The organism is Mesorhizobium sp. M0028, from assembly GCF_040323855.1.
Taxonomy (GTDB): Bacteria; Pseudomonadota; Alphaproteobacteria; order Rhizobiales; family Rhizobiaceae; genus Mesorhizobium.
The window spans coordinates 24,103-49,264 of the sequence record NZ_JAMYVG010000034.1 but is presented as its reverse complement, the minus strand read 5'-3'; the positions used below and the strand labels follow the sequence as shown (position 1 = coordinate 49,264).

Annotated in this window: 27 protein-coding genes; 22 read left to right on the top strand and 5 right to left on the bottom strand. The window is 61.3% G+C overall.

The window, feature by feature from the left end:
• The 3 genes from NKJ93_RS32290 to NKJ93_RS32280 all read right to left on the bottom strand — a co-directional run.
• A partial coding sequence (locus NKJ93_RS32290) for a transposase (RefSeq protein ID WP_352593366.1) occupies positions 1–226 on the bottom strand: 226 nt, incomplete at its 3' end.
• 514 nt (positions 227–740) lie between these two features.
• Positions 741–869: a hypothetical protein gene (locus tag NKJ93_RS32285; RefSeq protein ID WP_352593363.1), complete on the bottom strand. Its 129-nt coding sequence runs from the start codon at positions 867–869 to the stop codon at positions 741–743.
• A gap of 32 nt (positions 870–901) precedes the next feature.
• The gene (locus NKJ93_RS32280) at positions 902–1,291 is read right to left on the bottom strand and encodes a hypothetical protein (protein ID WP_023722055.1); all 390 of its coding nucleotides are present in this window, start codon (positions 1,289–1,291) and stop codon (positions 902–904) included.
• A gap of 611 nt (positions 1,292–1,902) precedes the next feature.
• Between NKJ93_RS32280 and queC the strand changes: the two genes are divergently transcribed.
• The 3 genes from queC to queE are packed head-to-tail and all read left to right on the top strand — an operon-like array spanning position 1,903 to position 3,688.
• Positions 1,903–2,601 (top strand): 7-cyano-7-deazaguanine synthase QueC, encoded by a 699-nt coding sequence (gene queC / locus NKJ93_RS32275; RefSeq protein ID WP_031194962.1) that lies wholly within the window; start codon positions 1,903–1,905, stop codon positions 2,599–2,601.
• Positions 2,601–2,957 (top strand): 6-carboxytetrahydropterin synthase QueD, encoded by a 357-nt coding sequence (gene queD / locus NKJ93_RS32270; RefSeq protein ID WP_023722053.1) that lies wholly within the window; start codon positions 2,601–2,603, stop codon positions 2,955–2,957. The genes queC and queD overlap by 1 nt, the downstream gene beginning before the upstream one ends.
• A complete protein-coding gene (queE, locus tag NKJ93_RS32265; RefSeq protein WP_352453860.1) occupies positions 2,954–3,688 on the top strand; it encodes a 7-carboxy-7-deazaguanine synthase QueE in 735 nt (244 codons plus the stop codon). Before queD ends, queE begins: the two co-directional genes overlap by 4 nt.
• A 558-nt stretch (positions 3,689–4,246) precedes the next feature.
• Here queE and hemN read toward each other — a convergent pair.
• The gene (gene hemN, locus NKJ93_RS32260; protein ID WP_352593360.1) at positions 4,247–5,596 is read right to left on the bottom strand and encodes an oxygen-independent coproporphyrinogen III oxidase; all 1,350 of its coding nucleotides are present in this window, start codon (positions 5,594–5,596) and stop codon (positions 4,247–4,249) included.
• A gap of 154 nt (positions 5,597–5,750) precedes the next feature.
• Between hemN and NKJ93_RS32255 the strand changes: the two genes are divergently transcribed.
• From NKJ93_RS32255 to NKJ93_RS32205, 11 genes are all read left to right on the top strand, one after another.
• Positions 5,751–6,497 (top strand): Crp/Fnr family transcriptional regulator, encoded by a 747-nt coding sequence (locus tag NKJ93_RS32255; RefSeq protein ID WP_352493084.1) that lies wholly within the window; start codon positions 5,751–5,753, stop codon positions 6,495–6,497.
• Between the two features lie 604 nt (positions 6,498–7,101).
• The gene (ccoN, locus tag NKJ93_RS32250) at positions 7,102–8,733 is read left to right on the top strand and encodes a cytochrome-c oxidase, cbb3-type subunit I (protein ID WP_352593357.1); all 1,632 of its coding nucleotides are present in this window, start codon (positions 7,102–7,104) and stop codon (positions 8,731–8,733) included.
• Positions 8,724–9,455, top strand: coding sequence for a cytochrome-c oxidase, cbb3-type subunit II (ccoO, locus tag NKJ93_RS32245; protein ID WP_352593354.1), 732 nt, complete (start codon positions 8,724–8,726; stop codon positions 9,453–9,455). The genes ccoN and ccoO overlap by 10 nt, the downstream gene beginning before the upstream one ends.
• Positions 9,456–9,466: 11 nt before the next feature.
• Complete coding sequence (locus NKJ93_RS32240; RefSeq protein WP_023679629.1) at positions 9,467–9,616, top strand: cbb3-type cytochrome c oxidase subunit 3; 150 nt, start codon at positions 9,467–9,469, stop codon at positions 9,614–9,616.
• Between the two features lie 2 nt (positions 9,617–9,618).
• On the top strand, positions 9,619–10,482 hold the full coding sequence (gene ccoP / locus NKJ93_RS32235; RefSeq protein ID WP_352516163.1) for a cytochrome-c oxidase, cbb3-type subunit III: 864 nt from the start codon (positions 9,619–9,621) through the stop codon (positions 10,480–10,482).
• Between the two features lie 131 nt (positions 10,483–10,613).
• Positions 10,614–12,173 carry a cytochrome c oxidase accessory protein CcoG gene (gene ccoG / locus NKJ93_RS32230; RefSeq protein ID WP_352593351.1) on the top strand — a complete coding sequence of 520 codons (1,560 nt, stop codon included), beginning with the start codon at positions 10,614–10,616 and terminating at the stop codon, positions 12,171–12,173.
• Positions 12,170–12,667 carry a FixH family protein gene (locus tag NKJ93_RS32225; protein WP_352496245.1) on the top strand — a complete coding sequence of 166 codons (498 nt, stop codon included), beginning with the start codon at positions 12,170–12,172 and terminating at the stop codon, positions 12,665–12,667. The genes ccoG and NKJ93_RS32225 overlap by 4 nt, the downstream gene beginning before the upstream one ends.
• Positions 12,664–14,952: a cation-translocating P-type ATPase gene (locus NKJ93_RS32220; protein WP_352593348.1), complete on the top strand. Its 2,289-nt coding sequence runs from the start codon at positions 12,664–12,666 to the stop codon at positions 14,950–14,952. Before NKJ93_RS32225 ends, NKJ93_RS32220 begins: the two co-directional genes overlap by 4 nt.
• Complete coding sequence (gene ccoS, locus NKJ93_RS32215) at positions 14,949–15,101, top strand: cbb3-type cytochrome oxidase assembly protein CcoS (protein ID WP_023679633.1); 153 nt, start codon at positions 14,949–14,951, stop codon at positions 15,099–15,101. The genes NKJ93_RS32220 and ccoS overlap by 4 nt, the downstream gene beginning before the upstream one ends.
• Before the next feature lie 421 nt (positions 15,102–15,522).
• Positions 15,523–16,704, top strand: a complete 1,182-nt coding sequence (gene ubiM, locus NKJ93_RS32210) for a 5-demethoxyubiquinol-8 5-hydroxylase UbiM (protein WP_352593372.1) — start codon at positions 15,523–15,525, stop codon at positions 16,702–16,704.
• Positions 16,705–17,007: 303 nt separating this feature from the next.
• On the top strand, positions 17,008–18,915 hold the full coding sequence (locus NKJ93_RS32205) for a putative bifunctional diguanylate cyclase/phosphodiesterase (RefSeq protein WP_352593345.1): 1,908 nt from the start codon (positions 17,008–17,010) through the stop codon (positions 18,913–18,915).
• Positions 18,916–19,010: 95 nt separating this feature from the next.
• On the opposite strand, the gene NKJ93_RS32200 is transcribed toward NKJ93_RS32205, so the two are convergent.
• Positions 19,011–19,280, bottom strand: a complete 270-nt coding sequence (locus NKJ93_RS32200; RefSeq protein ID WP_352453619.1) for a DNA -binding domain-containing protein — start codon at positions 19,278–19,280, stop codon at positions 19,011–19,013.
• A 128-nt stretch (positions 19,281–19,408) separates the two neighbouring features.
• Between NKJ93_RS32200 and NKJ93_RS32195 the strand changes: the two genes are divergently transcribed.
• From NKJ93_RS32195 to NKJ93_RS32160, 8 genes are all read left to right on the top strand, one after another.
• Complete coding sequence (locus NKJ93_RS32195) at positions 19,409–19,660, top strand: helix-turn-helix domain-containing protein (protein ID WP_023722035.1); 252 nt, start codon at positions 19,409–19,411, stop codon at positions 19,658–19,660.
• Between the two features lie 135 nt (positions 19,661–19,795).
• The gene (locus NKJ93_RS32190) at positions 19,796–20,023 is read left to right on the top strand and encodes a hypothetical protein (RefSeq protein WP_352453620.1); all 228 of its coding nucleotides are present in this window, start codon (positions 19,796–19,798) and stop codon (positions 20,021–20,023) included.
• Positions 20,024–20,081: 58 nt separating this feature from the next.
• Positions 20,082–20,402, top strand: coding sequence for a sunset domain-containing protein (locus NKJ93_RS32185; RefSeq protein ID WP_352468497.1), 321 nt, complete (start codon positions 20,082–20,084; stop codon positions 20,400–20,402).
• A 487-nt stretch (positions 20,403–20,889) separates the two neighbouring features.
• A complete protein-coding gene (locus NKJ93_RS32180) occupies positions 20,890–21,852 on the top strand; it encodes an ArdC family protein (RefSeq protein WP_352593342.1) in 963 nt (320 codons plus the stop codon).
• On the top strand, positions 21,849–22,052 hold the full coding sequence (locus NKJ93_RS32175; protein ID WP_352593339.1) for a hypothetical protein: 204 nt from the start codon (positions 21,849–21,851) through the stop codon (positions 22,050–22,052). The genes NKJ93_RS32180 and NKJ93_RS32175 overlap by 4 nt, the downstream gene beginning before the upstream one ends.
• Positions 22,053–22,069: 17 nt before the next feature.
• Positions 22,070–22,489, top strand: coding sequence for a DUF2958 domain-containing protein (locus NKJ93_RS32170; protein WP_352593336.1), 420 nt, complete (start codon positions 22,070–22,072; stop codon positions 22,487–22,489).
• A gap of 78 nt (positions 22,490–22,567) precedes the next feature.
• On the top strand, positions 22,568–24,289 hold the full coding sequence (locus NKJ93_RS32165; RefSeq protein WP_352593333.1) for a ParB/RepB/Spo0J family partition protein: 1,722 nt from the start codon (positions 22,568–22,570) through the stop codon (positions 24,287–24,289).
• A 544-nt stretch (positions 24,290–24,833) separates the two neighbouring features.
• Entirely contained in the window at positions 24,834–25,157 is a 324-nt protein-coding gene (locus NKJ93_RS32160; protein ID WP_023672372.1) for a DUF736 domain-containing protein, read from the top strand.
• Positions 25,158–25,162 lie beyond the last annotated feature (5 nt).

The following is a 25,162-nucleotide window of genomic DNA, read 5'->3' as shown; positions in this document are numbered from 1 at the left end:
TCTTCATGCGAAAGCCGATCATGTCCGCCAGGCTGTGGACGACCTGGTCCGGGCAGCGCGGATCGTCGATGCAACGCGCCAGACGCTCGGCCACCCGCAACCGCTTTTCCACCTCGGCCAAGGCCAGAACGCCGCTGTTGGACGACAGCATGCCGCCGTCGAAACGGGCGACGACGGACCCGCCGACTGATGACAAACCGCTCAGCGGCAGCGCAAGATCGTTCATGGTGGGTGTGGTCTCCGGGAAATGGTTCGGATCGGCTTAAGCAACCAAATCCTACGTCATTTCAACGATCAGATCCCGAGCAGCCAGCCAGTATTCGACCGTCGCTGGCGCCTCCGCCCACTGAGGCCTTGTGCTTCCTCCAGCGAGTCAAGCCGATCACCATGCGTGTCGCCAGTTCTGGTGCTCACCCACGTGCCATTTGCGATCTTGTGTCGGTGAGAGCACCGCAAGCACCTCCCCTGCTAGAGGGCAAGGCGGCTTGCGTCGCCCGTGTTGTTACTATTCTTCGCTGGGGTGGAGTTTTTTCCTTGGCTTCGGAATCGGGACATTCGGCTTTGCAAAAAAATAGGCCATCGTGGTCGATCGTCACGCCCCCGAGTTCGGCGGCACGATGGGACGACAACGGCAGCGCAAGCTCCATTTGCGCGAGGGGCTCGTCCCTTCAAATACTTGATGCAATTTGCGCTTTGCGTACCTCCGTGCATGTTGCTCGATGCCAGGCGGAGACCTCTGTCTAAACGATCGCGCATCGATGCAACGCCCACGCGTGGATCGCCATCATCGCGGCGATCGCTTTGCCGCGATCGCCGCAGCCGTTTTCGAGCACGACAATCATGCCGGCGCTGTCGGCAGCGATGCGCATGCAAAAATTCACAGATGCATTCTGGCCAAATGCTAGCTGCCCAGCAAATGTCCGGCATTTCGCAAGGCCCCTAGGAAGAGACTGGCATGGCCGTTGGCATCGATCTTGGCCTGCATCGACAGGGGCATGCTGTGCCAGTTCTCCAAGGGCGCAATGAAATGTGAGAACGTACCGTTGACGATGCAATGGTGGGTAACAAGGCCCTGTCTGTCCAACGCCAGCACGCCGATCTGGTCGCCCTGATATCGGATGGCTGCGACCCGCTGGACCCCCGCATCACCGTCGACCCGCACGTCGAAAAGCAGGATGCCGCGGCTCCTGGTGGCTACCTCGGCGGCCTTTTCAGCGAAGCTTAAGGAGAGCGAGCGGACGCTTTCGACCGCCAGCTGTAAAACCATCAAATCCAGTTCATCCACTGCCATAAGGTACCTGCGCGCAACACATGGGTGATAGCAATCGACCACACCGCTTGTTCACAGATGTCGGCTCACGACCGATCATTCAGGTTGTTGCCGGACGTCCATTGACCGAGGGAGTGCTCCGGTTCGAACCGATCCTGAAGCGGAATGCGCTGGATCTACGGAACCCGAGGAGCAGGCCAGCCAAAGTTGCCGCGACAATTGATGTCGTGATCATTCCAGACATCTGCATCGGCGTCGCTGAACATCCCACTGGTAAGTCCGTTGTTTGCGGCAAGCCCATCCTTGGGCCGTCTAGTACCTGAAACCCTCGCGGTGGCGTCCCTCGAAGCTCGGGACCGCCGGGCGCTTGATCGTCGAGAACTTTGTTTACGAAGGTCCGGACCTCCTGCAGAGCTTATTCTGGTGCGCTCGCCTTTGAGCATTCCGCTGAAGCGTGACGTTTCGCTAGTCAGTGTTCCTTGCAGGCTCACCGCGAGGGCGCCTTGCACACAGCTGCACGTCAGCGCATGAAACTCGTCCCCCGTTCACTTCACAAAATGGATTTCCTGAAGTACTGGGAGCGCAGAGAAATCTCCGGTCGCAGCCTACCCGGTTAAAACAAGGACCCAAAAATGAAGACTCTCGTCGTCTGCTCCGGCGGATTGGACTCCGTTACCCTTGCTCACAAGGTGGCAGCGGAGCACGAACTCGCCGGCCTCCTATCTTTCGATTACGGCCAACGGCATAGGAAGGAATTGGGCTTCGCCGCCCTTTGCGCGGAGCGACTGAGCGTCCCGCACCGCATCATCGACATCCACGAGATCGGCGGCGGCCTTTCCGGCTCCGCGCTGACCGATAATGTGGACGTGCCCGACGGGCACTACGCCGAAGACACGATGAAGGTGACGGTGGTGCCGAACCGGAACGCCATCATGTTGGCCATTGCCTTCGGCTTCGCCGCAGCGCACGGCGCTGAGGCGGTGGCGACGGCCGTGCATGGTGGGGATCATTTCATTTATCCCGACTGCCGTCCGGCCTTCATCGACGCTTTCCAGATGATGCAGGACCACGCGCTCGACGGCTACGCGGAGATTCGCATTTATGCACCCTATGTGAATCTCACGAAGGCGGACATTGTTAGGAATGGAGCAGCATACGGCACGCCGTTTGCGCAGACCTGGTCCTGCTACAAGGGCGCCGAGCGTCACTGCGGGAGGTGCGGGACCTGCGTCGAGCGGCGCGAGGCGTTTCATCTCTCTGGGCAGCCGGACCCCACCGACTACGAGGACTCCGACTTCTGGCTCGATGCGCTGCGCAGGAGGACCGCGTAATGTTCCGCATCACCAAGGAATTCCACTTCTCAGCCTCGCATCAGCTCACCTCGTTGCCACCCGATCACCAATGCGCGCGCCTGCACGGGCATAACTACATCGTTGAAGTGGAGCTTTCAGCGAATGGACTGAACGACAACGGCTTCGTGCGCGACTATCACGATTTGGCGCCATTCAAACGCTACATCGACGAGAGCTTCGACCATCGACATCTCAACGACGTGCTGGGACATGAGCAAGTCACGGCGGAATATCTGGCCAGACATTTTTATGAATGGTGCAAGGCACGCCTGCGCGAAACCTCGGCCGTGCGGGTGAGCGAAACACCGAAAACCTGGGCGGAATACCGGCCATGACCGATACGCATCCCGCAATCCGCGTGAGTGAGATTTTCGGGCCGACGATCCAGGGCGAGGGCGTGCTCATCGGTTTGCCGACGGTCTTCGTCAGAACCGGCGGGTGTGACTATCGCTGTTCCTGGTGCGACAGCCTGCATGCGGTGGACAATCAATTCCGCCATGAATGGGAGATGATGTCCATTGGCGCGGTGTGGCAAAACGTGCTTGCGCTTTCCGGTGGCCGCCCGCTGATGGTGTCGCTGTCAGGCGGCAATCCGGCCATCCAGCCGCTCGGCGCGCTCATCGAGCGAGGCCATGGTGAAGGTTACCGTTTTGCGCTGGAAACCCAAGGTTCGGTGGCCAGGGACTGGTTTGCCGACCTTGACGTGCTAGTCCTCAGCCCAAAGCCGCCGTCAAGCCAAATGACGACCGATTGGGCCGCTTTCGAGGCGTGCCTCCAGGCGGCACAAGGCAGGCCGCAAGTCGTGCTCAAGCTCATTGTTTTCGACGAAAGGGACTACGCCTACGCGAAAGACGCCGCTGCGAGATTTCCGCGACTTCCGATCTATCTGCAACCCGGCAATCACACGCCGCCACGCCCCGCAAATGAAGACGCGCCTGTCGACCTTGACGGAATATTGAAGCGCATGGAGTGGCTGGTTGATAGCGTGACCCGCGACAGGTGGTTCGAAGCCCGCGTGCTGCCGCAGCTGCACGTTATGCTCTGGGGTAACAAGAGAGCCGTCTAGCCTAGGCCCGTTTTTCACTGAAACTGCGCCGGCGGATATTCGGGTGGACGGGTTGTCCCAAGCTTTACGGCGCTGCCGGGATGCTTGCGGACTTCTGCCACCGGCACCAAGAGCGTGGCCAGCCGCTTACGACTCGGATTGTTGCCGAGGCTCGGTTTCGACGGGCGTCGGCCTGGCGCGAACCAATCAAAGGTTAGTGCGAGCCACGGGTGGATAGTATGGTGGTGCGATTCGGCGGCGCCTGCTGCAGCTGGCACGGTCCTTGCGGTTTCTTGTTGCAAGGCCGAAGGGAGCTGTCGGCCGACAACCATGATCTGGCCAGGACGATTGTCGACTGCTTCCGATACAGAAAAGAGGCCGGACTCGACGTGGCGCTTCAGGGACTGCGAAATGGAATACGGCGCCGGAAGGCACGACCGGACGATATCGTCGCTATGCCAAGACGCGTCTGGTCCGCTCCGAATCCTGTCTCGACACGACGGTCGCCGATCAACAGTGAAAAATGTAGCGCAATCGGTCCACGATCGACTGAGAACCATGACCGTTCCTCTGCGGTGCTCAGACTGCCGCTGAGTGCCTGGCCGTTCCACTTTCGAAATATTTGTCGAACTTTGCCGCGATGCTCCTGACAAAGGGCCGGCTTTCCGCAGGCACGACGAAGCGGTCACCATCAAGTTCAAGCAACCGCGCAGGATCTTGGAGGGCCGTGGAACTCGCCTTGAGAAGAAGTCTTTGGCCGGCTTCGCCAAAGCGCTCCACCAGCTCAATCGCCGAGAAGGCGAAGTCACACATCAATCGCTCGATGATCCAGCCGCGAGCGCGGTCGTCTTCGGAAAGCGCAATGCCGCGGACCGCAGCCAGCCCGCCGTCTTCGACCATGCGCCCATACTCGGCGGTCGAAGGCATGTTCTGTGCATAGCCCTGGCGAAACTGGCTGATGGACGATGGGCCGAGGCCGATCAAGGTCTCGTAGCGGTCCTCGGTGTAGCCTTGGAAGTTCCGGTGCAGTGTTCCGGCGCGGGCGGCAAGCGCGAGGGCATCGCCCGGCTTGGCGAAATGGTCGAGCCCGATTGCTTCGTATCCCTGGTCCATGATCGCCCGCGCCGCCAGTTGCGATTGGGCAAACCGCTCCGCCGGACCCGGCAGCCATGCCTCGTCGATCATCGTCTGATGTTTCTTGAACCACGGCACATGGGCGTAGCCAAAAAGCGCGATCCGATCCGGTTCCAGGGTCAGTGCCTGTGCAACCGTGGAGGCGACGCTCTCCCTGGTCTGATGCGGCAGGCCGTAGAGCAGATCGAGATTGACGGATTCGACGCCGCGCGAACGAACGCCATCAACAACCGTCTTGGTCTGCAGAAAGCTCTGCTCGCGGTTGATCGCTTTCTGCACCTTCGGGTCGAAATCCTGAACGCCGAGGCTCGCCCTTGTCATGCCGATTTCGGCAAGTGCATCGAGGCGGGCATCGTCCATATCGTTGGGTTCGATCTCAACGCTGATCTTTGCACCGGGGAGAAAGGTGAAGCTGTTGCGCAGGACGGTTCCCAGCGCCACCAGATCTTCCGGTTTGAGCATCGTCGGCGAACCGCCGCCGAAATGGACGGCACGCACGCGGCCCTTGCCTGCGACAAGACTGGAGACGGTGGCGATCTCGGCATCCAGTGAGCGCAGATATGTGGTCACTGGTTCGTAGTGGCGTGTCTGCTTGGTATGGCAAGCGCAGAACCAGCAAAGCTTGTCGCAATACGGGATGTGCAGATAGAGCGAGATCTCATCGCCGTCGTTGAGCGCCTCCAACCAGCCTCGGTAAACGACGGCATCGACCCCCGCATGGAAATGCGGCGCGGTCGGATAACTGGTATAGCGCGGGACGTTCTCGCCAAGTCTGGCAGCTAGCTCCAGTCGCATGTCGTGGTCCACCGTGTTTGCGTCGCCGGAACTGTGGATGCTTGGATGAGCCTAAGCCCTGATTTCGATCAACGTTCAGCACGGACAAACTGCCGCAAGGATTTTTCTACCGTCGATTGCTATCCTGCCCGCACTGGACCGGTAGAGCGATCGAATGACATTACGGCAGGACATTCACAGTTCCGGCATTCCCGTTCTTTGCCTGTCTTGCGAGGCACGGCACCGCGGTGTCTGTGGTGCGCTCGAACCAGACCATTTGGCTCAGCTCGCCAAGACGTCGTCGCGGCACAATATCGAGCCGGGGGTCGAACTGATCGGCGACGCCGAGGCGGTCGACTGTTATTCAAACGTGCTTTCAGGCGTGGTGAAGCTCACGAAGAGCCTTTCGGACGGCCGCCAGCAGATCGTCGGTCTCCAGTTCGCGCCGGATTTTCTGGGACGGCCCTTCAAGATGAAAAGCGCGATCAATGCGGAAGCGGCAACAGCTGTCTCGCTATGCTCGTTTCCGAGAGCGGCCATCGAACGGATGATGAAGGAATCACCGGAATTTGTGCATCGCCTGCTCAAGCAGGCGCTGAACGAACTCGACGAGGCACGCGAATGGATGGTGACTCTGGGGCGCAAGACCGCACCGGAGAAGGTGGCGAGCTTTCTCCTCATGATCGCCCGGAACATCGGTTCCAGTGTTGACCCGGCGGCTAGGTCGGCGTGCTTCGAGCTGCCGATGACGCGTGCCGACATCTCTGATTTCCTTGGAATTACAAACGAGACCGTGAGCCGTCAGCTGACCAGCCTGAGAATGGACGGCGTGATTCGGATCGAGAACAACCGCCGTGTCACCGTGGACAGCATGAGCCGGCTGGAACGGCGCTGCGGCGGCCGAGGCGCAACCGCCCTTTGAATGACACCGAAGCTGCATGGCTTACGTCACTTACTTCGTTCGGGGCAGGGCATGCTCGCGTTGGGCTTAGAAGAAGTCGCATAGCGATAGCCCGCTCTCCATCCGATCGGATGAGCCAGGTGCGTTTCGGCCAACTCGTCGGCGAAGCATCCATCCTCGAGGTGCTCGACGTGCAACCGGCTGTTCCAGGCAGGATCGCACTCGGCCGAAGTCAATACGCCTCATACGCAGGGGAAAATTGCCGTTCCCCCGAATCATGAATGTCACGAAGGCAGCGCAACGCTGGCGCTGGCTGTCCCAAGGCATTGAAACGATCGACGTTCGGCAAGGCATCGGCCTACTTTCCAGCGTCACAGAAGGCGCGCTTCCCACACGCCCGCGATCGCCTCCATACCCGGCCAGACCGGGGACGCCGGGCCTGTCCATAAGCGTGGCGGCCGGTGCTGCGCTTCCACATTCGATCGCCACAGTCTGATCGCACCGAACTCGATGCTGCTCGAAGCAAAATCGTGCGGCTCTGACATGGATCAGGGCGAGCAGGCCACGGCTGCGCAATAAGGCACTGCGGTTTGGCGCCCGCCGGAATCGGAAATCGGGGCTTGCGATGAAATTCGGCACAGAGATCGTCCTTCTAAGCCTGTTTGCGTTTGCGGCCCTGGTGGCTGCCGGCTTCGGCGTAGATGAACCTTTTCGGCGGCATATGTGGGTTTTGTTCTTCGCCGTGGCTGGCTTCACTGCGATTCTGTTGCGCAACACGGAGTTCAAGCCGGCAGTTCCGATCGACCCCGCCGCTTACATGGATGGGCCGATCCGCTACGGTGCCATCGCCACCGTATTCTGGGGCGTCGTCGGCATGCTGGTCGGCGTGGTCATCGCCCTGCAGCTCGCCTACCCGGATCTCAACATCCAGCCCTGGTTCAATTTCGGCCGTTTACGGCCATTGCATACGTCGGGCGTCGTCTTCGCCTTCGGCGGCAATGCGCTGCTCTGCACGTCGCTGTATGTCGTCCAGCGCACCTGCCGCGCTCGGCTGTTCGGCGGCGATCTCGGCTGGTTCGTGTTCTGGGGCTACCAGCTCTTCATCGTCATGGCGGCGACCGGCTACCTGCTCGGCATAACCGAGAGCCGCGAATACGCCGAGCCCGAATGGTATGTGGACCTGTGGCTGACCATTGTCTGGGTCGCCTATCTCATCCTGTTCCTCGGCACGATCCTAAAGCGCAAGGAACCGCACATCTATGTCGCCAACTGGTTCTACCTTGCCTTCATCGTGACCATCGCAATGCTGCATGTGATCAACAACCTGTCGATGCCGGTCTCCTTCCTGGGCTCCAAGAGCTATTCAGCCTTCTCCGGCGTACAGGACGCCCTGACGCAATGGTGGTACGGCCACAATGCCGTCGGCTTCTTCCTCACCGCCGGCTTCCTCGGCATGATGTATTATTTCGTTCCCAAGCAGGCCAACCGACCCGTCTATTCCTACCGGCTGTCGATCATCCACTTCTGGGCTTTGATCTTTCTCTACATCTGGGCCGGTCCGCACCACCTCCACTACACCGCCCTGCCGGACTGGGCCCAGACGCTCGGCATGGTGTTCTCCATCATGCTCTGGATGCCGTCATGGGGTGGCATGATAAACGGCCTGATGACGCTCTCGGGCGCCTGGGACAAGCTGCGCACCGACCCGATCATCCGCATGATGGTCATGGCCATCGCCTTCTACGGAATGTCGACCTTCGAAGGCCCGATGATGTCAATCAAGGCCGTCAACTCGCTCTCGCACTACACCGACTGGACCATCGGTCACGTCCATTCGGGCGCGCTCGGATGGGTCGGCATGATCTCGTTCGGCGCGATCTATTTCATGGTCCCGAAGTTATGGAATCGCGACCGGCTTTATTCGCTGCGGCTCGTCAACTGGCACTTCTGGCTGGCGACGCTTGGGATCGTCGTTTACGCCGCGGTGATGTGGGTCTCCGGCGTCATGCAGGGCCTGATGTGGCGCGAATGCAACGAGCAGGGCTTCCTGGTCTACTCCTTCGCCGAAACCGTCGCCGCCATGCATCCCTACTACATCATGCGTGCCATCGGCGGCGCGATGTATCTGTCGGGCGCCCTCATCATGGCCTGGAACATCGCCATGACCATCCTCGGCTACCAGCGCGAAGAGGATCCGATGCCGCGCTCCATCCCCGCCCTCCAGCCTGTGCGATCAGGAGCCAGAAAATGGTCCTGATGGACAGACACGCGGTCATCGAGAAGAACGCCACACTTCTTCTCCTCGGGTCCCTGCTGGTCGTGACAATCGGCGGCATCGTCGAGATCGCACCGCTCTTCTATCTCGACAACACCATCGAGAAGGTTGAAGGCATGCGCCCTTACTCGCCACTCGAACTGGTGGGGCGCAACATCTATGTGCGCGAGGGCTGCTACCTCTGCCATAGCCAGATGATCCGGCCGTTCCGTGACGAGGTCGAGCGCTATGGGCACTACAGCCTGGCGGCCGAGTCGATGTACGACCGCCCGTTCCAGTGGGGCTCGAAGCGCACCGGGCCGGATCTCGCCCGGGTCGGCGACCGCTACTCGAACGGATGGCACGTCCAGCATCTCACCGAGCCGCGTTCGGTGGTGCCGGAATCGATCATGCCGAGCTACGCGTTCCTGAAGGACATGCCCATCGAGGTGAAGGATTTCTCGACGCATCTGATCGCCAACAGCCGTGTCGGTGTGCCCTATTCAGACGACATGATCGCTCATGCCAATGCCGATCTCATGGCGCAGGCCGATGCGAATGCCGACACATCGGGCCTGGAGAGACGCTATCCGAAAGCCAAGGTTGGGGACTTCGACGGCGATCCGCAGCAGGTCACCGAAATGGATGCGCTAGTCGCCTATCTCCAGATGCTCGGCACGCTGGTCGATTTCAGGACCTATGACGAAGCCGCCGGTTACCGCTGAGGAGAATGGCGATGACCTACAATTTCATGCGGGAGTTTGCCGACAGCTGGGGCCTGCTTGCCATGGCGCTTTTCTTCCTCGGATGCGTTGCCTTTGCACTTCGTCCCGGCAGCCGCAGGCAAGCCGAGAGAGCCGCTCACATTCCTCTCAAGGACGACTGATCATGGGCAGCGAGCATATCGACGAGGTTTCGGGTATCTCGACGACCGGCCATGAGTGGGACGGCATCAAGGAACTCAACAACCCGCTTCCCCGCTGGTGGGTCATCACCTTCTACATCACCATTGCCTGGGCGATCGGCTACACCGTCGTCTATCCGGCATGGCCGATGCTGACTTCCGCGACCAGGGGTGTGCTGGGGTATTCGAGCCGCAGAGACGTCAAGAATGAACTGGCCGCGGCCGAAGTGGCCAAGGGTAAATTTGTCGCTGCCATTCAGGCGAAGACCGTCTCCGAGATTACTGCCGACGATACGCTACGCGAATTCGCCGTCGCCGCAGGGGGCGCCGCGTTCAAGGTCAATTGCGTGCAGTGCCATGGCTCGGGCGCTCAAGGGTCCAAGGGTTTTCCCAACCTAAACGACGACGATTGGCTGTGGGGTGGCAACGCCGAACAGATCCAGCAGACGATTGCGCACGGCATCCGCTTCGCATCAGACCCGGATACGCGCCTGTCGGAAATGCCTGCTTTTGGCGACATCATCACGACGGATCAGATCAAGCAGGTCGGCGCCTATGTCGCAAGCCTCTCCGATCCTGTTCAGGACACAAGCCTGATCGAACTCGGCGCCAATGTTTTCGCCGAGAATTGTGCGGCCTGTCATGGTGAGAATGCAAAGGGCAACAGGGAGCTCGGCGCCCCCGACCTGACCGACGCGATCTGGCTATACGGGTCTGGCGAAACAGCCATCGCCGCGCAGGTCCGCGCGCCGAAGCACGGCGTCATGCCGGCCTGGATCGGGCGTCTCGGCGAGATCAAGGCCAAGGAACTCGCGGTCTATGTCCATTCGCTTGGTGGCGGAGAATAGGTACGCAGCCTATTCTCGTCCTCCCCCCCACCGCCAAGCGACGAGGCCCGGCGCGAGCCGGGCCTCGGCATCATCCAGAAACCGATGGGTCGGGCTTCCGGCGAAATCGTCGCTGGTGACTGGAGCTTCTCGTGCTCGATAACACGCAAATAGAACGGCTCGAAGCCGATGCGGTCAACTCCGCCAAGACCCGCGAGCCGCTCTATGCCGCACGCAAGAAGATCTTCCCGAACCGGGCCTCTGGCAGTTTCCGCCGCTTCAAGTGGTCGGTGATGGCAATCACGCTGGGGATCTACTACCTGACGCCCTGGCTGCGGTGGGATCGCGGGCCATTTGCCCCGGACCAGGCCGTGCTGGTCGATCTTGCCAACCGCCGCTTCTATTTCTTCTTCATCGAGATCTGGCCGCAGGAATTCTTTTATGTGGCCGGCCTGCTGGTCATGGCCGGTATCGGCCTTTTCCTGATCACATCCACCGTCGGCCGGGCCTGGTGCGGCTATACGTGCCCGCAGACCGTGTGGGTCGATCTGTTTCTGGTCGTCGAGCGAGCCATCGAGGGCGACCGCAACGCGCGCATGAAGCTCGATGCCGGGCCCTGGACGGCGCGCAAACTCGTGCTGCGAACATCGAAACACGCCATCTGGCTGGTCATAGGCGCGGCGAGCGGCGGCGCCTGGATCTTCTATTTCGCCTATGCGCCGACCTTGCTCGTCGAACTCTTCACCGGCACGGCAGCGCCTGTCGCCTACATCACCGTCGCTGTGCTCACAGCGACGACCTATACGTTCGGCGGGCTGATGCGCGAGCAGGTCTGCACCTATATGTGCCCATGGCCGCGCATCCAGGCGGCCATGCTCGACGAGAATTCCCTCACCGTCACCTATAATGACTGGCGCGGCGAACCGCGCTCGCGTCACGCCAAGAGGGTCCTTGCCGCCGGGCAGCCCGTCGGCGACTGCGTCGACTGCAATGGCTGTGTCGCGGTGTGCCCGATGGGGATCGACATTCGTGATGGCCAGCAGCTTGAATGCATCACCTGCGCGCTCTGCATCGATACCTGTGACGGTATCATGGACAAGCTCGGCAGGGAGCGCGGACTGATTTCCTATGCGACGCTGGCCGACTACAACGCCAACATGATGCTGGCGACCCCGGGCGGCTCCGGTTCAGTCAACCCGTCACTGGTCAGGAGCGCTGACGGCCTGTTCTCCGACAAGGTGGCCCGTTTCCATATCCGCAAGATCTTTCGCCCGCGCACCTTCATCTATATGGGCGCCTGGTCGGCGGTCGGTCTCGCGCTGCTATATTCGCTGCTGACCCGCGAACGGCTCGAATTGAATGTCCTGCACGATCGAAACCCGCAGTTCGTGACGCTGTCCGACGGTTCGATCCGCAACGGCTACACCGTCAAGCTGCTCAACATGATCCCCGAACCAAGAACGATCATTGTCACGATGCAGGGCCTGCATGGAGCCGAAATGAGCGTTGTCGGCATCGACCTGCCGGCGGATCGCTCCTTCGCCATCCCGGTCGAACCTGACCGGCTGAAGATGCTCAAGGTTTTCGTGCGTCAGCCGGCAGATCAGGTTCGGGGTGCAGCGCAAAGCTTCAAGTTCCGGGTCGAAAACAAGGCAACGTTCGAGTCGGACGAATACACGGCCACTTTCAACGCACCGGAGATCGCCAGATGACCGACACCTCGCGACAATCCCGCGAATTCACCGGCAGGCATATGCTGTTCACCATCCTTGGCTTCTTCGGCGTGGTCATAGCGGTCAATCTGACGATGGCGACGCTCGCCAACACGAGCTGGACCGGCCTTGTCGTCGAAAACACCTATGTGGCGAGCCAGCAGTTCAACAAAAAGGCCGAGCAAGGGCGAGCTCAGGCAGCCCTCGGCTGGACTGGCAAACTGACCATCGCAGGCGGTGAGGTCCGCTACAGCCTCACCGATGCTGTCGGCAAGCCGGTTGCCTTGCATGGCGTCAAGGTGCTGTTCCGTCATCCCGCCTACGAGGCCGAGGACAAATCCGTCACTCTTGAGGCTGCCTCCGGTCAGATATTCGCCGCGCACCACATGCCCACGGATGGCGTCTGGATCGTCGAAATCGACGCCGATGCGAGCCTTGCGGAACCCTATCGCGACGTTCGCCGGATCATGATTTCCCACGGGGCGCTGCAATGAGCTGCTGCGCGCCAGGCGCCGAAATGGCATTGGACCTGGAAAAGGTCACACTGGTCCTGCCTTCTGGCCAGGAAATCAGACTGGCGAGCCGCTCGATTGGCGAAAATCTTCGCCAGACCGACCTCTCGGTGCCGGCTGTGCATTGTGCCGCCTGCATCCAGACGATCGAGACGGCGATCGGCAAGCTAGATCGCGTCGAAGGCGCTCGTGTCAATCTTTCGACGAAACGTGTTTCGGTCCGGTGGCGCGGCGAGGAGGTTCCGCCATTCGTCGCCACACTTGGACGGCTGGGCTATGGCGCGCACCTGTTCGATCCCGAGGCTGACGGGAAGGACAAGACGCTCTCGGAACTGATCCGCGCCGTCGCGGTCGCCGGCTTTGCGGCGGGCAACATCATGCTGCTATCAGTCTCCGTCTGGTCCGGCGCGCAAGGCGCGACCCGCGACCTGTTCCATTGGGTCTCGGCCTTGATTGCCATTCCTGTGCTCGCTTTCGCCGGCGGCATCTATTTTCGCTCGGCCTGGAATGCGCTACGCCACAGCCGCATGAACATGGACGTGCCGATCGCGGTCGGGGTATCGCTCGCTTACGCCATGAGCCTCTACGAGACGATCAACCATGGCGACCATGCTTATTTCGACGCGTCGGTGTCGCTGCTGTTCTTTCTGCTGATCGGCCGCACGCTGGATCACGTGATGCGGGAACGAGCACGGACGGCCGTAAACGGACTGGCTCGGCTGGCGGCGCGCGGCGCCATGGTGCTGCGCGAGGATGGTTCGCGCGACTACTTGCCGGTTGGCGAGATCGAACCAGGAATGGAGCTCTTGATCGCGGCCGGCGAGAGGATGCCCATCGACGGCAGGATCATTGGCGGGGCGTCGGATCTCGACTGTTCCCTGGTTTCCGGGGAAAGCACGCCCAGAACGGTGGGCCCGGGGGCGCAGGTCCAGGCCGGTACACTCAATCTCACCGGTCCGCTGACCATCGAGGCGACGGACGCCGCGAAGGATTCATTCCTGGCCGAAATGGTTCGGCTGATGGAAGCGGCAGAGGGCGGCCGCGCCCGCCATCGCAGGATCGCCGATCGCGTCTCCGCGCTCTATGCTCCCGTGGTCCACCTCACCGCCTTTGTGACGTTCCTCGGCTGGATGGCGGCGACCGGCGACTGGCACCGGGCAATAACAATCGCGATCGCCGTTTTGATCATCACATGCCCGTGTGCGCTCGGTCTCGCCGTGCCGATCGTGCAGGTGGTCGCTGCGCGGCGGCTGTTTGAAAGCGGCGTCATGGTCAGGGACGGCTCCGCCATGGAGCGCCTGGCCGGGATCGACACGGCATTGTTCGACAAAACCGGCACGCTTACGCTCGGACTGCCCAGGCTGATCAATGCGCCGTCCATCGATCCGACGATGCTCGCCATGGCGGCCGAGATGGCAGCGCATTCCCGCCATCCCTTTTCGAAGGCAATCGCTGGCAATGCAGCCTTTGCCGGCCAGCCGAAACTCGCGTCCGTCAGGGAGCATCCGGGCTTCGGCATCGAAGCCATCGCCGAGGGCAGTACCTGGCGGCTGGGTCGCCGCGGATGGGCTGAGTGGAAAGCCCGGACCGGCGGCGAAGGCAAACAAGGCTATGGCGGAACCGTTCTGACGAAGGACGGGGTCATTGTCGCGACTTTCGATTTCGAGGATGAGCTGCGTGCCGATGCCAAGGCGGCCATCGAGCAACTGAACGGCGCCGGCGTGTCGGTGGAGATGCTGTCGGGCGACACAGAAGCTGCCTGCGGCGAAGTCGCGGAAGCACTGGGCGTCGAGCGCTTCGTTCCCGCGTTGCTTCCCTCCGGGAAGGTCGAACACGTCGAAGCATTGACGCGAACTGGCCACAAGGTGCTGATGGTCGGCGATGGGCTCAACGACACGCCTGCATTGGGCGCCGCACACGTTTCGATAGCTCCCGCCACGGCGGCGGATATCGGTCGCAACGCCGCGGATTTCGTGTTCCTGCGTAAAAGTCTTCTGGCGGTCCCACTTGCTTTAGACATTTCGCGGAAGGCCGGACGGCTGATCCGGCAGAACATCGCCATCGCGATCGTTTACAATGGCATCGCCGTGCCGGTCGCCATTCTGGGGCACGTTACGCCACTGATCGCGGCGGTCGCGATGTCCGCCTCGTCCCTCCTGGTCATCGGCAATGCGCTACGCCTGCAAGGTTTCGTGTCAAATGCATCGGTGCAAGATGCCCGACATGACAGGCGCTCCGACATTGGCGCACTGGCACAATCCTCATGACGACGCTCGCCTACCTCATACCTGTGGCCCTGTTCCTCGGAGCGCTTGGGCTGGCGGGGTTCCTGTGGGCCTTGAGGAGCGGCCAATATGAAGATCTCGATGGCGCCGCCGAGCGGATCCTGATCGACCGCGACGAGCCACGCAGTTGACCCAGCCTGCCCTGCGAGGACCGCTCGAATATTTTCCGCGGTTGCTTCGCGTCATGCCGATTTCGGCGCGCGACGGGTGCGAACGGATCAGCCAGAATACGTTGCCGAACTTTCGGCCAGGAAAGGGCCGCACCGAACGGGAAGCCGGCCATTCCATGATGACCTGACCAGACCATGGTGTGGCGGTCGACCAGTCGACCGTGAACCCGCCGTTGCCGCGTTTATCGAGCCTGGTTGATCCACATCAGGGTTATCTCTTCATAGGCATGGTTTCATTGAGCATTTTGAACGGAGAACGGATGTCTAACGGACGGTTAGGTCGCGTGGAGACGCTTGGGGAGATGAGCCGCAAACCGTGGATCGATTGCGATGCGTTCCAGTGCCCTTCGTCGCAGATAGCCGACGCAATGGCGGCACGCTGATGGCCGGCTCTGTCGATAGATTCGACGTTATTGTGGTCGGAGCCGGGCCGGTCGGACTTTCCTTCGCCGCGTCGCTTGCCCAGAGCCGACTCAAGGTGGCAGTGGTTGAACGGCAGTCGCTCGAAAGCCTGGCGAATCCGGCTTTCGACGGTCGCGAGATCGCGCTGACCCACGCATCGGTTGGAATCCTTCGCGAGCTCGGCGCCTGGGATGCCATCCCCGCTTCGGACAAATCACCGCTACAAGGCGCGCGCGTGCTCAACGGATCGAGCCCTTTCGCCCTGAGCTTCGATTCTCCCAGCGGATCTGGGGAACCACTCGGAATTCTGGTCCCAAATTGTCGGATCCGCGACGCCCTGTTCAAGCTTGTCCACTTCCAGGATCATGCCCAGCTGCTGTGCGGCCGCTCGGTCGTCAATGCAACAACCAGCCACAAAGAAGCAGTCATAACGCTCTCTGATGGCAGGCAATTGGCCGCTCGGCTGCTCGTTGCAGCGGATTCGCGTTTGTCCGCGACGCGCGACCTGCTCGGCATTGGCGCCGACATCAATCGGCTTGGCAACTCCATGCTGATTTGCCGAGTGAGGCACGAGCGCGCCCATCACCAGATCGCGGTCGAATGGTTCGATCACCATCAGACGATAGCGATGTTGCCGCTCATGGAAGGCGTGTCGTCGCTGCTTCTCACGTTGCGCTCAAGCGAGGCCGACAGACTGCTTGCTCTCGACGACGATTTGTTCCTCATGGAATCGACGAGCCGGTGTCGAGGACGCTTCGGAGAGATGACCTTGGCAAGCACCCGCCATGCCTATCCGCTGGTCACGACCTGGGCGCACAAGTTCTGGGCTCCGAGTGCGGCACTGATCGGCGATGCTGCCCTCGGCATGCACCCGGTGACCGCGCATGGCTTCAACATCGGCCTCAGTGGCCAGAAGCAACTCGCCGACAGAATCCTGCCGGCATGTCGCGAGCGCCGCGACATTGCTGATCCCGACATGCTCGGCAGATACGAAAGCCGGCTGCGTCTGTCGGCGGCACCGCTCTATCATGCTACGAATGCACTTGTCGCTCTCTACTCAGGCGAGCACCCGGCGGCACGGCTTGCAAGACATGCAGGGCTTCGCTTTGCCCAATATCTTCCCTTTATCCGCCATGGCATTTCGGCCATGCTCAGGCGGTGAATCGCAGGCAGCGCTGCCGCTCTGGAACGCTATCTCGGCCCGGCTTCCTTTTGTCTCGCCGGGCGCGTTGATGCCGTTGGCAGGGCTGCTTCCATGGTGACGTTGCCGATCCTGGGATGATTCGGATCAAGGCACGCGTGCGGGCAAGAGCTCGATGGTCAGACGGCAAGGCCAAGAGGCAGACGTGCGCCCCGAAGACATGGTGAGCACACTGGTTATCCCCGCTGGATAGTTAACCCGTCCTTCAGTGGGCCTGCGTAGGCTTGTCCTCGCGAACAACGATGGGAGCAAGCTGGTCCGTCCATGGCCCCGAAGAATGAAGACACGCTGGAGGCCAAAATCCGTCAGGATCAGCTTGCTGACCTGAGGGCCGGCCTCTTCGTGTCGATGCCGATAAGCGCTATCCTGTCAGGCCTGATTTGGGCGGTGCACGCCCTTTCTGGCAGCGGCTTTGCAGCTGCAATCTGGTTCCTGGTCGTCAATGCGATAAATGCCGCCCGCCTTGCACTCGCGCGTTATCAGCTAAAGGAAACGGGGCGCCATGACGGATTAGTGGGGGTTTTGCCGCGGCTTCGCTGGTTTGGCATCCTTGCTCTTCTGGCAGGGTTTGCCTGGTCCTTCCTGGCCGTCCTGACTGTTGGATACACGACACCTCAAGCACCGCTGCATCTGGTCATTCTGGCGGGCATTTCAGCTGGTGCGGTTACATACGGCAGTTCGTATGCCGCGGCGGCGATCAACTTCATCACACCTCCGCTCCTCATCACGGTGGGTTGCCTTTTGGCGAAAGGCAATTTTGAAGACTACATTCTGGCTTTTACCGTTCTGCTCTTCATGGGCGGCTTGGTTCGAGCTTCGTTTGTTGGGCAAGCACGGTTCCGCGAAGCGAGCCGCCTGAGGCATGAGGCCGAGCGGCTTGCGGCGGAGATGAAGGCCAGTTCCAGGCAGGACCACCTGACGGCCCTTCTCAACAGGCGTGGCCTCGAAGACGCTATCGGACGGTTCGAGACCGCGGATGGCCCCTTCGTGGCAATGCTGGTTGACCTGGACGGGTTCAAATCCGTCAACGATACCTACGGTCACAGGACCGGTGATGAACTGCTTGTCAGGATCGCCCGCCGCATAGAGGAGGAAGCACCGGAAGGCTCAACGCTCGCTCGTATCGGCGGCGATGAATTCGTGCTGTTTTTTCCCTCAACGAGGGTTTCGCTTTCTGCCAATGATCTCGCCTCCAATATCATAGCAAAAATTGCCCGCCCCTATCGGGAGGTCGCGTCCGTCCGGGTCGGGGCATCAATAGGAATATACCTGGCGGAAAGCCCGGGCCTGACCGAAATGTTGTTGCGGGCGGATATCGCCCTTTACACGGCCAAGCGTCGTGGCAGGAACGAATTTTGCCTGTTCGATGCCGAACTCGACAGGGAACTGCAACGCCGCCAGTCCGTCGAACGGGACCTTCATTCGGCGATAAAGACGAGAAGCTTGCAACCTTGGTTCCAGCCGATCGTGAAACTCGACACCGAGGCCGTGGTCGGTTTTGAAGCCTTGCTGAGGTGGTCCCATCCGACTCATGGTGCCATCTCTCCACCCGAAATCATCACAGCTGCACGCGAAACCGGAATGCTTCAGCTGCTGACGCAAACCGTCTTCGCCGACTGTTGTGCTTTTATCGACGGCTTGGTGAAAGCTGACTGTCGTGATTTCCGTGTGGCGATGAATGTTTCGCCGCGCGAACTGGAAGCCGGCGATATCGACGACATGGTTTTGGATGGTCTGGCGGCAAAAGGCCTCCCTGCAACGATGTTCGAAATCGAGATTACCGAAGAATCCCCGGTGGACCCGGACAGAGTGGATGAAAAGCTCGGACGGCTTTCACATGCGGGCATTTCCATCGCGCTCGATGACTTCGGCACCGGCTTTTCTACGTTGGCATCGCTCAAGGACAGTCGGATACGCAAGGTCAAAATAGACCAGGGCTTCATTCGCGGCTTGGCCAAGTCCCGAGAGGACCGACTGCTTGTCAAATCGGTCATCGATCTCGGTAACATGCTCGGGATCGAGGTCATGGCCGAGGGCGTCGAAACAGAGGCGGATCGGCAAACCCTGCACAAGCTTGGCTGCCGAACCGCTCAAGGCTACCTGTTCTCCAAGGCTGTGCCTCTGAGCCAAGCACTGGAAATGGCAGTCAAACAGCACGCGAAGCAGTTGTGACCGCTCCCGCCGCGCCGTCTCTCGCGGCCGTGCGCTCATGAGTGACGGGTATCTGAACTTCCTTGTTTGAAGAGCATGACAATCCGTGCTGTGCGTCAGCCGGCGAACAGTTCCTTGTAGCCGGTCGTCACCATCCAGTTCGCCCGGTCGATATGGCTGCGAAGAGCCTTGCGGGCGCGGACCGGTTCAAGGGCCGGGTCGATGCCTAGAATGAGATCGGCCATCTCCTCTTCGCTGGCATTGTCGGCGCAGGCATCCAGGATCCGCAGGTAGATCGTGAAATGCTGCCTATCGTAGGCCGTCAGGTTCTCCGACCAGGGGACTTCGTCGCACAGAGTTGAGTTTCGAGTCTCATCTGTTCCCATTGATCGATTCATGCCTGTTGCGAGCCTCGGCTGTTGAGCGCTGGATGCAACGCAGCATATCCCAAAATGGGATAATCCGAAACCGGGATTAGTCGCTGATCCGGTCTTTACCCGACCGGTTCGCCTACATGCCCAAATCTCTTCGCTCGCCCCGCCACCAGCGGTTTCTGGCCCAGCTGGTTTCCCTGCGCAAGGCCAAAGGCCTGACTCAGGCGCAGGTGGCCGAGAAGCTTGATCGTCCCCAATCCTTCGTGGCCAAGTACGAGGGTGGAGAGCGGCGTCTCGATGTCATCGAGTTTCTCGACTTAACTGCGGCGCTTGACGCTGATCCGTGCGAGATTCTGTCCAGCCTGCGGGCTAACGGGCGCCTGCGCGTCTAACGGCTCGCGCCGGTGCCGTGAACCGAGCGTGCTTTTCTTCGGCAAGCTGCCATTCCGCTGCGGGTGGGTCTTTACCAAGCCATGCCGATATAGGATGATAATCCTAGGTGGGGCGATTCCTCAACGGAGATCGCAATGGCTAGGACCAAACTTTCCAAGCAGCTTTCACAGGCTGAAATCGAGCGCTTTCTCGCGGAGGCGGAACGGCTGCACCAGAGCATCGTCCAGCCGCTTCTATCACCTACCAGCAACCATTACCGGGCTCTCCAACGCACCCATGAAGCGCTGTTGAAGACGGTGAAGGATATCACCGGTAAGGATGCGCCGTTCATTCAATGGTTCGGAACAGGACCGGTGAATTAGACCAGACTTATAGACTCCAGGCTGCAAACGTCGCATTCTCTCTTCGGGGAGAAGGGGCGTGGGCAACCATCGCTATCAAGACAATCGGTACAACCGTCGCAGGTATGGCGAGCGCCATCGTTCGAAGGACGTTCCGTTGTGGGCAAAGATCGTTGCTGGTGGAACAATCCTGGCTGGCTTTCTTGCCTTCGAAATCGGCCCTGCCGCTCTCGGCTGCAACATCAAAGCCAATATCAGCTACAACACGGGCGAGCGCATCTATCATGTTCCCGGACAGGAATATTACTGGGAGACGCGCATCAACCTGTTGAAAGGCGAGCGCTGGTTTTGTTCGGAGGAAGCCGCGCGCAAGGCTGGGTGGCGGAAGTCTCGGGTCTGAGCGTCCGTGGTAAATGCTTGCGAAAATGCTGCATCGCACATGTTTTCGGTGCAGCATTCATTTGAAGTATTTATCGCGATCCGTTCGAAAAATCTGTCCAGCCTGCCGTCCTGGCGGGCGCCCGCGCGCCTGACGACGCGCACCAGGTGCTCGTGAACCGAGCCCGCTTTTCTTCGGCAAGCTCAGGCGGTCTCGGCCATTCGGCTTCGCCCCTTGGCGTGGGCAGCCCTTCGGGCTGTGACGGCCGCCGCCCTTGCGGGCGGCGCGGTTTGTCTGTTGGCCTTTCCCGGTGGCGCGGGGTGGGCGGCACTCCCTTCTAGGCCCGCCGCGGCAGCCCGCAACCCTTCGCGTGCCGCTCAGGGTCCTCCTCTTCGTTCCGGTCCTTCGGATGCGGTCCGCCTACCACGGCGGGCCTTTCCGGTCGCGACTCGCCGCCCATCCCGCTTCCGGGGAAAGGCGCGGCGATTGGCGAGCGAAGGATGAGACGATGCATGCAAACAGCAAGCGTTGTGCCAGCACAGAGGCTGGCGCAGGCAAGGGCGGGCGCCCCGGCGCCAGCCTTTATCAGGAGATCACCGACCGCATCATTGCCGAGCTGGAGCGCGGCACCGTGCCATGGGTCAAGCCATGGGGCAGGGCAAAGGCAGGCCTTGGCCTGCCGAGGAATGCATCCTCTGGCCGCACCTATTCCGGCATCAATATCCTTATCCTGTGGGGCGCGGTGATCGAGCGCAGCTATCCCAGCCAGAACTGGCTCACCTTCCGGCAGGCGCTCGTCCTTGGCGGCAACGTCAGGAAGGGCGAGCGCGGCACGACCATCGTGCATGCCGACCGCTTTGTCCCCAAGGACGAGAAGGAGCGCGCACGCCACGAGGGCGATGAACCACAGGCCGTGCCTTTTTTGAAGCGCTTCACCGTCTTCAATGTCGCGCAGTGCGATAATCTTCCGGAAGACCTCTATGCCGCCGCCGAGCCGCTGCCTCAGTGCGAGATCGTGCCGCAGGCCGAGACGCTCATTCGCGCCAGCGGTGCGGATTTCAGGGTCGGCGGCGATCGCGCTTTCTACATGCCGGGCAGCGACCACATTCAGGTGCCGCCGCAGCCGGCGTTCCATCACCAGATCGACTATTACCGGACCTGCTTTCACGAGCTTGGCCACTGGACCGGCCACCCGACGCGGCTTGCTCGCGACCTCTCCGGCTCGTTCGGCTCCAAGGCTTACGCGCGTGAAGAATTGGTCGCCGAAATCACTGCCGCCTTCGTCTGCAGCAATCTCGGTATCGAGCCGACCGTGCGTCATGCCGATTACATCGGCTCATGGCTGAAGGTGCTGCGCGAGGACAATCGCGCCATCTTCCGTGCCGCCAGTCTTGCTTCCAAGCCCGCCGATTTCCTGCTTGGCCTTCAGGCCGATGCCGAAGGCGAGGCGCAGGAAGGGATTGCGGCATGACGATGCGCGATCCTCAATTGACCGCGAGCGAGCCGACGCCGCAAGGCGAGCAGATGCTCATTCCCGGTGTCCGGCCGATCACCACGCGAGATCGGCTCACCCTCCTGATGGACGCGCCGATGTGTCCGCGCGCGGCGCAAAAGCCGCTCGATATCGGCCTCTTCGATGAAGCCAGCAGAAATCAATTCGACCTGTTCTGACAAGGAGTCTTCTTTCCATGATCCTGATCACCGATCCACTGCGCGCACGACTGCTCGCCAATGGCGCCGCCGACGCCGACATCGACCATTTTCCCGTTGTGAAACTGTTTAATCCCACAGGTGCCGCCACGTGGCTTCTGAGCGAACTCGACGCCGATGGCGACACGCTGTTCGGCCTTTGCGATCTCGGCTTCGGCTTCCCCGAACTCGGCAGCGTCAGTCTGGCCGAGCTTGCATCCGTAAAAGGTCCGCTTGGCCTCGGCATCGAGCGCGACCTGCATTTCCAGGCGCGCTTTCCGCTCTCCGTCTATGCCGAAGCCGCCCGCATTTGCGGCCACATCACCGAGGCCGAGCGACTTCTGCGGCAGGCAGCAGACGCCCTTTCAAAGCCCCATTCCGAGCTTCCGCCCGACACGGCGGAACAGCAGCGCCGATAGGCGCAAAAACCGTCCCGCCGCGCCGGCCTTCGGCCTCTGCGGCGGGGACAACCTCAACCAAAGCGAAGGAGAGTAACCATGCAGCTTGCCCACATCCGTTTGGATCGGCCCAACATTTCCGCGCTCAACATGCGCCATGGAAAACGCGCGCCCGACATTTCCGACATCTTGCCATCCGTGCGTGCGCGCGGCGTGCTGGTGCCTCTCCTTGTGCGGCCGAACGGCCAGCCGGAAACCTTCGAGATCGTCGCCGGCAGGCGGCGCTATTTCGCCGCGAAATCGCTTGCCGGCGAGCGCGGCGAAGGCGATCCCTTGCCCTGCGCCATCATGGAGGACGGTGACGACGCCGATGCGCTGGAAGCCTCGCTGATCGAAAACCTCGCCCGCCTTGATCCGGACGAAGTATCGCAATGGGAGACGTTTTCGCGGCTCGTCAGGCAAGGCCGCACCGTTCCAGACATCGCTGCGACCTTCGGCATCACTGACCTGAAGGTCAAACGCATTCTGGCGCTTGGCGACCTCTTGCCCAAAATCCGCGAAGCCTATCGCCGCGAGGAGATCGACGCCGAGACGGTGCGCCATCTCACCATGGCGTCCAAGGCGCAGCAGAAGGACTGGCTGGCACTCTGTGCCGATCCCGATCAATACGCGCCGCGTGGCTTTCAATTGAAGCAATGGCTGTTCGGCGGCCAGTCGATTTCCACCAAGATGGCGCTGTTTGCCATCGACGAATATCCCGGCCTGATCACCTCGGACCTGTTCGGCGAGGACAGCTATTTCGCCGATGCCGACTTGTTCTGGCAAAAGCAGAACGAAGCGATTGCCGCCAGACGCGACACCTATCTCAACGGCGGCTGGAGCGAGGTGGTGCTGCTGGGACCGGGCCAGTATTTCCACCCATGGGACCACGAGAAGACCCCGAAGAAGAAGGGCGGCAAGGTCTTCATCGCGGTCACGTATCGCGGCGAGGTCGAGTGTCACGAGGGCTGGCTGTCACGCAAGGAAGCCCGCCGCGCCCGCGAGGGCGGTGAGCAAGAAGAAACAGCCGCCAAGCCGCCGCGCCCTGAAGTCACCGGCCCGATGCAGAACTATGTCGATCTGCATCGCCATGCCGCTGTGCGCGCGGCCATGCTCGACCATCCCGCCGTGGCGCTGCGCCTCGTGGTGGCGCACGCCATCACCGGTTCCGGCCTGTGGCAGGTGCGCCGTGAGCCACAGCGCGCAGTCAACGAAACGGTGACTGCCAGCCTTGCCGGCTGCAAGGCCGAAGCTGCATTCGGCAAAAAGCGGCGCGAGGTGTTGGCCCTGCTCGGATCACCGGATGAGGATGGTGGCGTGGTCGCCGGCAATAGCGACGCCTTTGCTATCGCCGGCGTCTTCTCGCGCCTCTTGGCGCTGTGCGACGACGATGTCATGCGCGTTCTCACCCTTGTCATGGCCGAGACGCTTGCAGCCGGCAGCGCCGTCATCGAGGCGCTCGGCGACCATCTGAACGTGGATATGGGCGCATGGTGGGAACCGGACGATGCGTTCTTCGACCTCTTGCGCGACAAGGAAATCGCCAATTCGATGCTCGCCGATGTCGGCGGCAAGCTGGTCGCGGATGGCAATGTCGCCGAGAAGGTCAAGACGCAAAAGAAGATCATCCGCGACTTCCTGGCGGGCGAGAATGGCCGCCAGAAGGTCGAGACCTGGCTGCCGCGCTGGATGAAATTCCCGGCCGAAAGCTACACCAGCCGCGGCGGCTTCCGCACCGCCGATCAGTGGGCACAAGTGCAGCCGCTGTTCGTGCGCGAATGAACCGATCAGCCTCAAGCGGCGGTTCTCTCGAGTGCCGCCGCTCAGATCGCGCGCGCCGCTCCGGGCCGCGCCGGCTGCCGATTGGTCGTCTTGTCGAGCCAGTGCCTTGCGCGAGAAATCCCGACGCCAACTCGCCCCCATTTCGGCAGCCCTGCACCGCGCCGGGTTGCTTGCCGAGGCGCTCCGCGCATGGCCAATTACCGATCCGGTTGGCGACAGAGCCCCCGCAGCCAGCGCCCTGTAATGCCGCCTGCTCGTTTGTGTCATCGGATCGCGCCACCTGTCTCCATGTGTCTCAGGAACCATTCCCCTGCGGCTGGCTTGACGACCTATGGGCGGATCCGGCCCGCCCGAAACCCTCGCCAGCAGCTTTTTTCCCCGCCGCCTGCGGCGGCTTCCTCGCGCCGCTTCGCTTCAAAAAAGCTGTCCGCTCGGGTCCTCCGCTATCGCTGCGGCCGTCCCGGTTCCGGCGGTCCGGACGCGCCCATCACGGTCCGCCATCGCAGGGGAATGGTCCCCGGCGAGCACCAAAAGGAGACTGAAAATGACCGCGATCGGATACGTCACCAAACAGGAAAACGGCGGCTACAAGGGCCAGCTCAAGACGCTCAGCGTCCGCGCCGACATCGACATCGTGCCCAATCAGGCAAAGAGCGCCGACACCCATCCCGACTTCCGGGTGCTGACGCAAGGGGTCGAAGTAGGGGCCGGCTGGATCCGCACCGGCGAGACCTCCGGCAAGGACTATGTGAGCCTGTCGATTGCCGCCCCGGAGTTCGGCCCGCGCAAGCTCTACGCCAATCTCGGCCGCGCCGCCGGCCAGGATGATGACGACACATACGCCATCATCTGGAACCCCGTCGACTGAACCGC

Excerpts from the sequence above, each read along its gene's own strand:
- queD (WP_023722053.1), top strand. The coding sequence starts at position 2,601 with ATGTTCCGCATCACCAAGGAATTCCACTTCTCAGCCTCGCATCAGCTC.
- NKJ93_RS32190 (WP_352453620.1), top strand. The coding sequence starts at position 19,796 with ATGGCTAGGACCAAACTTTCCAAGCAGCTTTCACAGGCTGAAATCGAG.
- ccoN (WP_352593357.1), top strand. The coding sequence starts at position 7,102 with ATGAAATTCGGCACAGAGATCGTCCTTCTAAGCCTGTTTGCGTTTGCG.
- NKJ93_RS32165 (WP_352593333.1), top strand. The coding sequence starts at position 22,568 with ATGCAGCTTGCCCACATCCGTTTGGATCGGCCCAACATTTCCGCGCTC.
- queC (WP_031194962.1), top strand. The coding sequence starts at position 1,903 with ATGAAGACTCTCGTCGTCTGCTCCGGCGGATTGGACTCCGTTACCCTT.
- NKJ93_RS32220 (WP_352593348.1), top strand. The coding sequence starts at position 12,664 with ATGAGCTGCTGCGCGCCAGGCGCCGAAATGGCATTGGACCTGGAAAAG.
- queE (WP_352453860.1), top strand. The coding sequence starts at position 2,954 with ATGACCGATACGCATCCCGCAATCCGCGTGAGTGAGATTTTCGGGCCG.
- NKJ93_RS32205 (WP_352593345.1), top strand. The coding sequence starts at position 17,008 with ATGGCCCCGAAGAATGAAGACACGCTGGAGGCCAAAATCCGTCAGGAT.
- NKJ93_RS32180 (WP_352593342.1), top strand. The coding sequence starts at position 20,890 with ATGCATGCAAACAGCAAGCGTTGTGCCAGCACAGAGGCTGGCGCAGGC.
- NKJ93_RS32280 (WP_023722055.1), bottom strand. The coding sequence starts at position 1,291 with ATGGCAGTGGATGAACTGGATTTGATGGTTTTACAGCTGGCGGTCGAA.
- ccoO (WP_352593354.1), top strand. The coding sequence starts at position 8,724 with ATGGTCCTGATGGACAGACACGCGGTCATCGAGAAGAACGCCACACTT.
- ubiM (WP_352593372.1), top strand. The coding sequence starts at position 15,523 with ATGGCCGGCTCTGTCGATAGATTCGACGTTATTGTGGTCGGAGCCGGG.
- NKJ93_RS32175 (WP_352593339.1), top strand. The coding sequence starts at position 21,849 with ATGACGATGCGCGATCCTCAATTGACCGCGAGCGAGCCGACGCCGCAA.
- NKJ93_RS32160 (WP_023672372.1), top strand. The coding sequence starts at position 24,834 with ATGACCGCGATCGGATACGTCACCAAACAGGAAAACGGCGGCTACAAG.
- NKJ93_RS32200 (WP_352453619.1), bottom strand. The coding sequence starts at position 19,280 with ATGGGAACAGATGAGACTCGAAACTCAACTCTGTGCGACGAAGTCCCC.
- NKJ93_RS32240 (WP_023679629.1), top strand. The coding sequence starts at position 9,467 with ATGACCTACAATTTCATGCGGGAGTTTGCCGACAGCTGGGGCCTGCTT.
- NKJ93_RS32225 (WP_352496245.1), top strand. The coding sequence starts at position 12,170 with ATGACCGACACCTCGCGACAATCCCGCGAATTCACCGGCAGGCATATG.
- NKJ93_RS32285 (WP_352593363.1), bottom strand. The coding sequence starts at position 869 with ATGCGCATCGCTGCCGACAGCGCCGGCATGATTGTCGTGCTCGAAAAC.
- ccoS (WP_023679633.1), top strand. The coding sequence starts at position 14,949 with ATGACGACGCTCGCCTACCTCATACCTGTGGCCCTGTTCCTCGGAGCG.
- hemN (WP_352593360.1), bottom strand. The coding sequence starts at position 5,596 with ATGCGACTGGAGCTAGCTGCCAGACTTGGCGAGAACGTCCCGCGCTAT.
- NKJ93_RS32255 (WP_352493084.1), top strand. The coding sequence starts at position 5,751 with ATGACATTACGGCAGGACATTCACAGTTCCGGCATTCCCGTTCTTTGC.
- ccoP (WP_352516163.1), top strand. The coding sequence starts at position 9,619 with ATGGGCAGCGAGCATATCGACGAGGTTTCGGGTATCTCGACGACCGGC.
- NKJ93_RS32195 (WP_023722035.1), top strand. The coding sequence starts at position 19,409 with ATGCCCAAATCTCTTCGCTCGCCCCGCCACCAGCGGTTTCTGGCCCAG.
- NKJ93_RS32170 (WP_352593336.1), top strand. The coding sequence starts at position 22,070 with ATGATCCTGATCACCGATCCACTGCGCGCACGACTGCTCGCCAATGGC.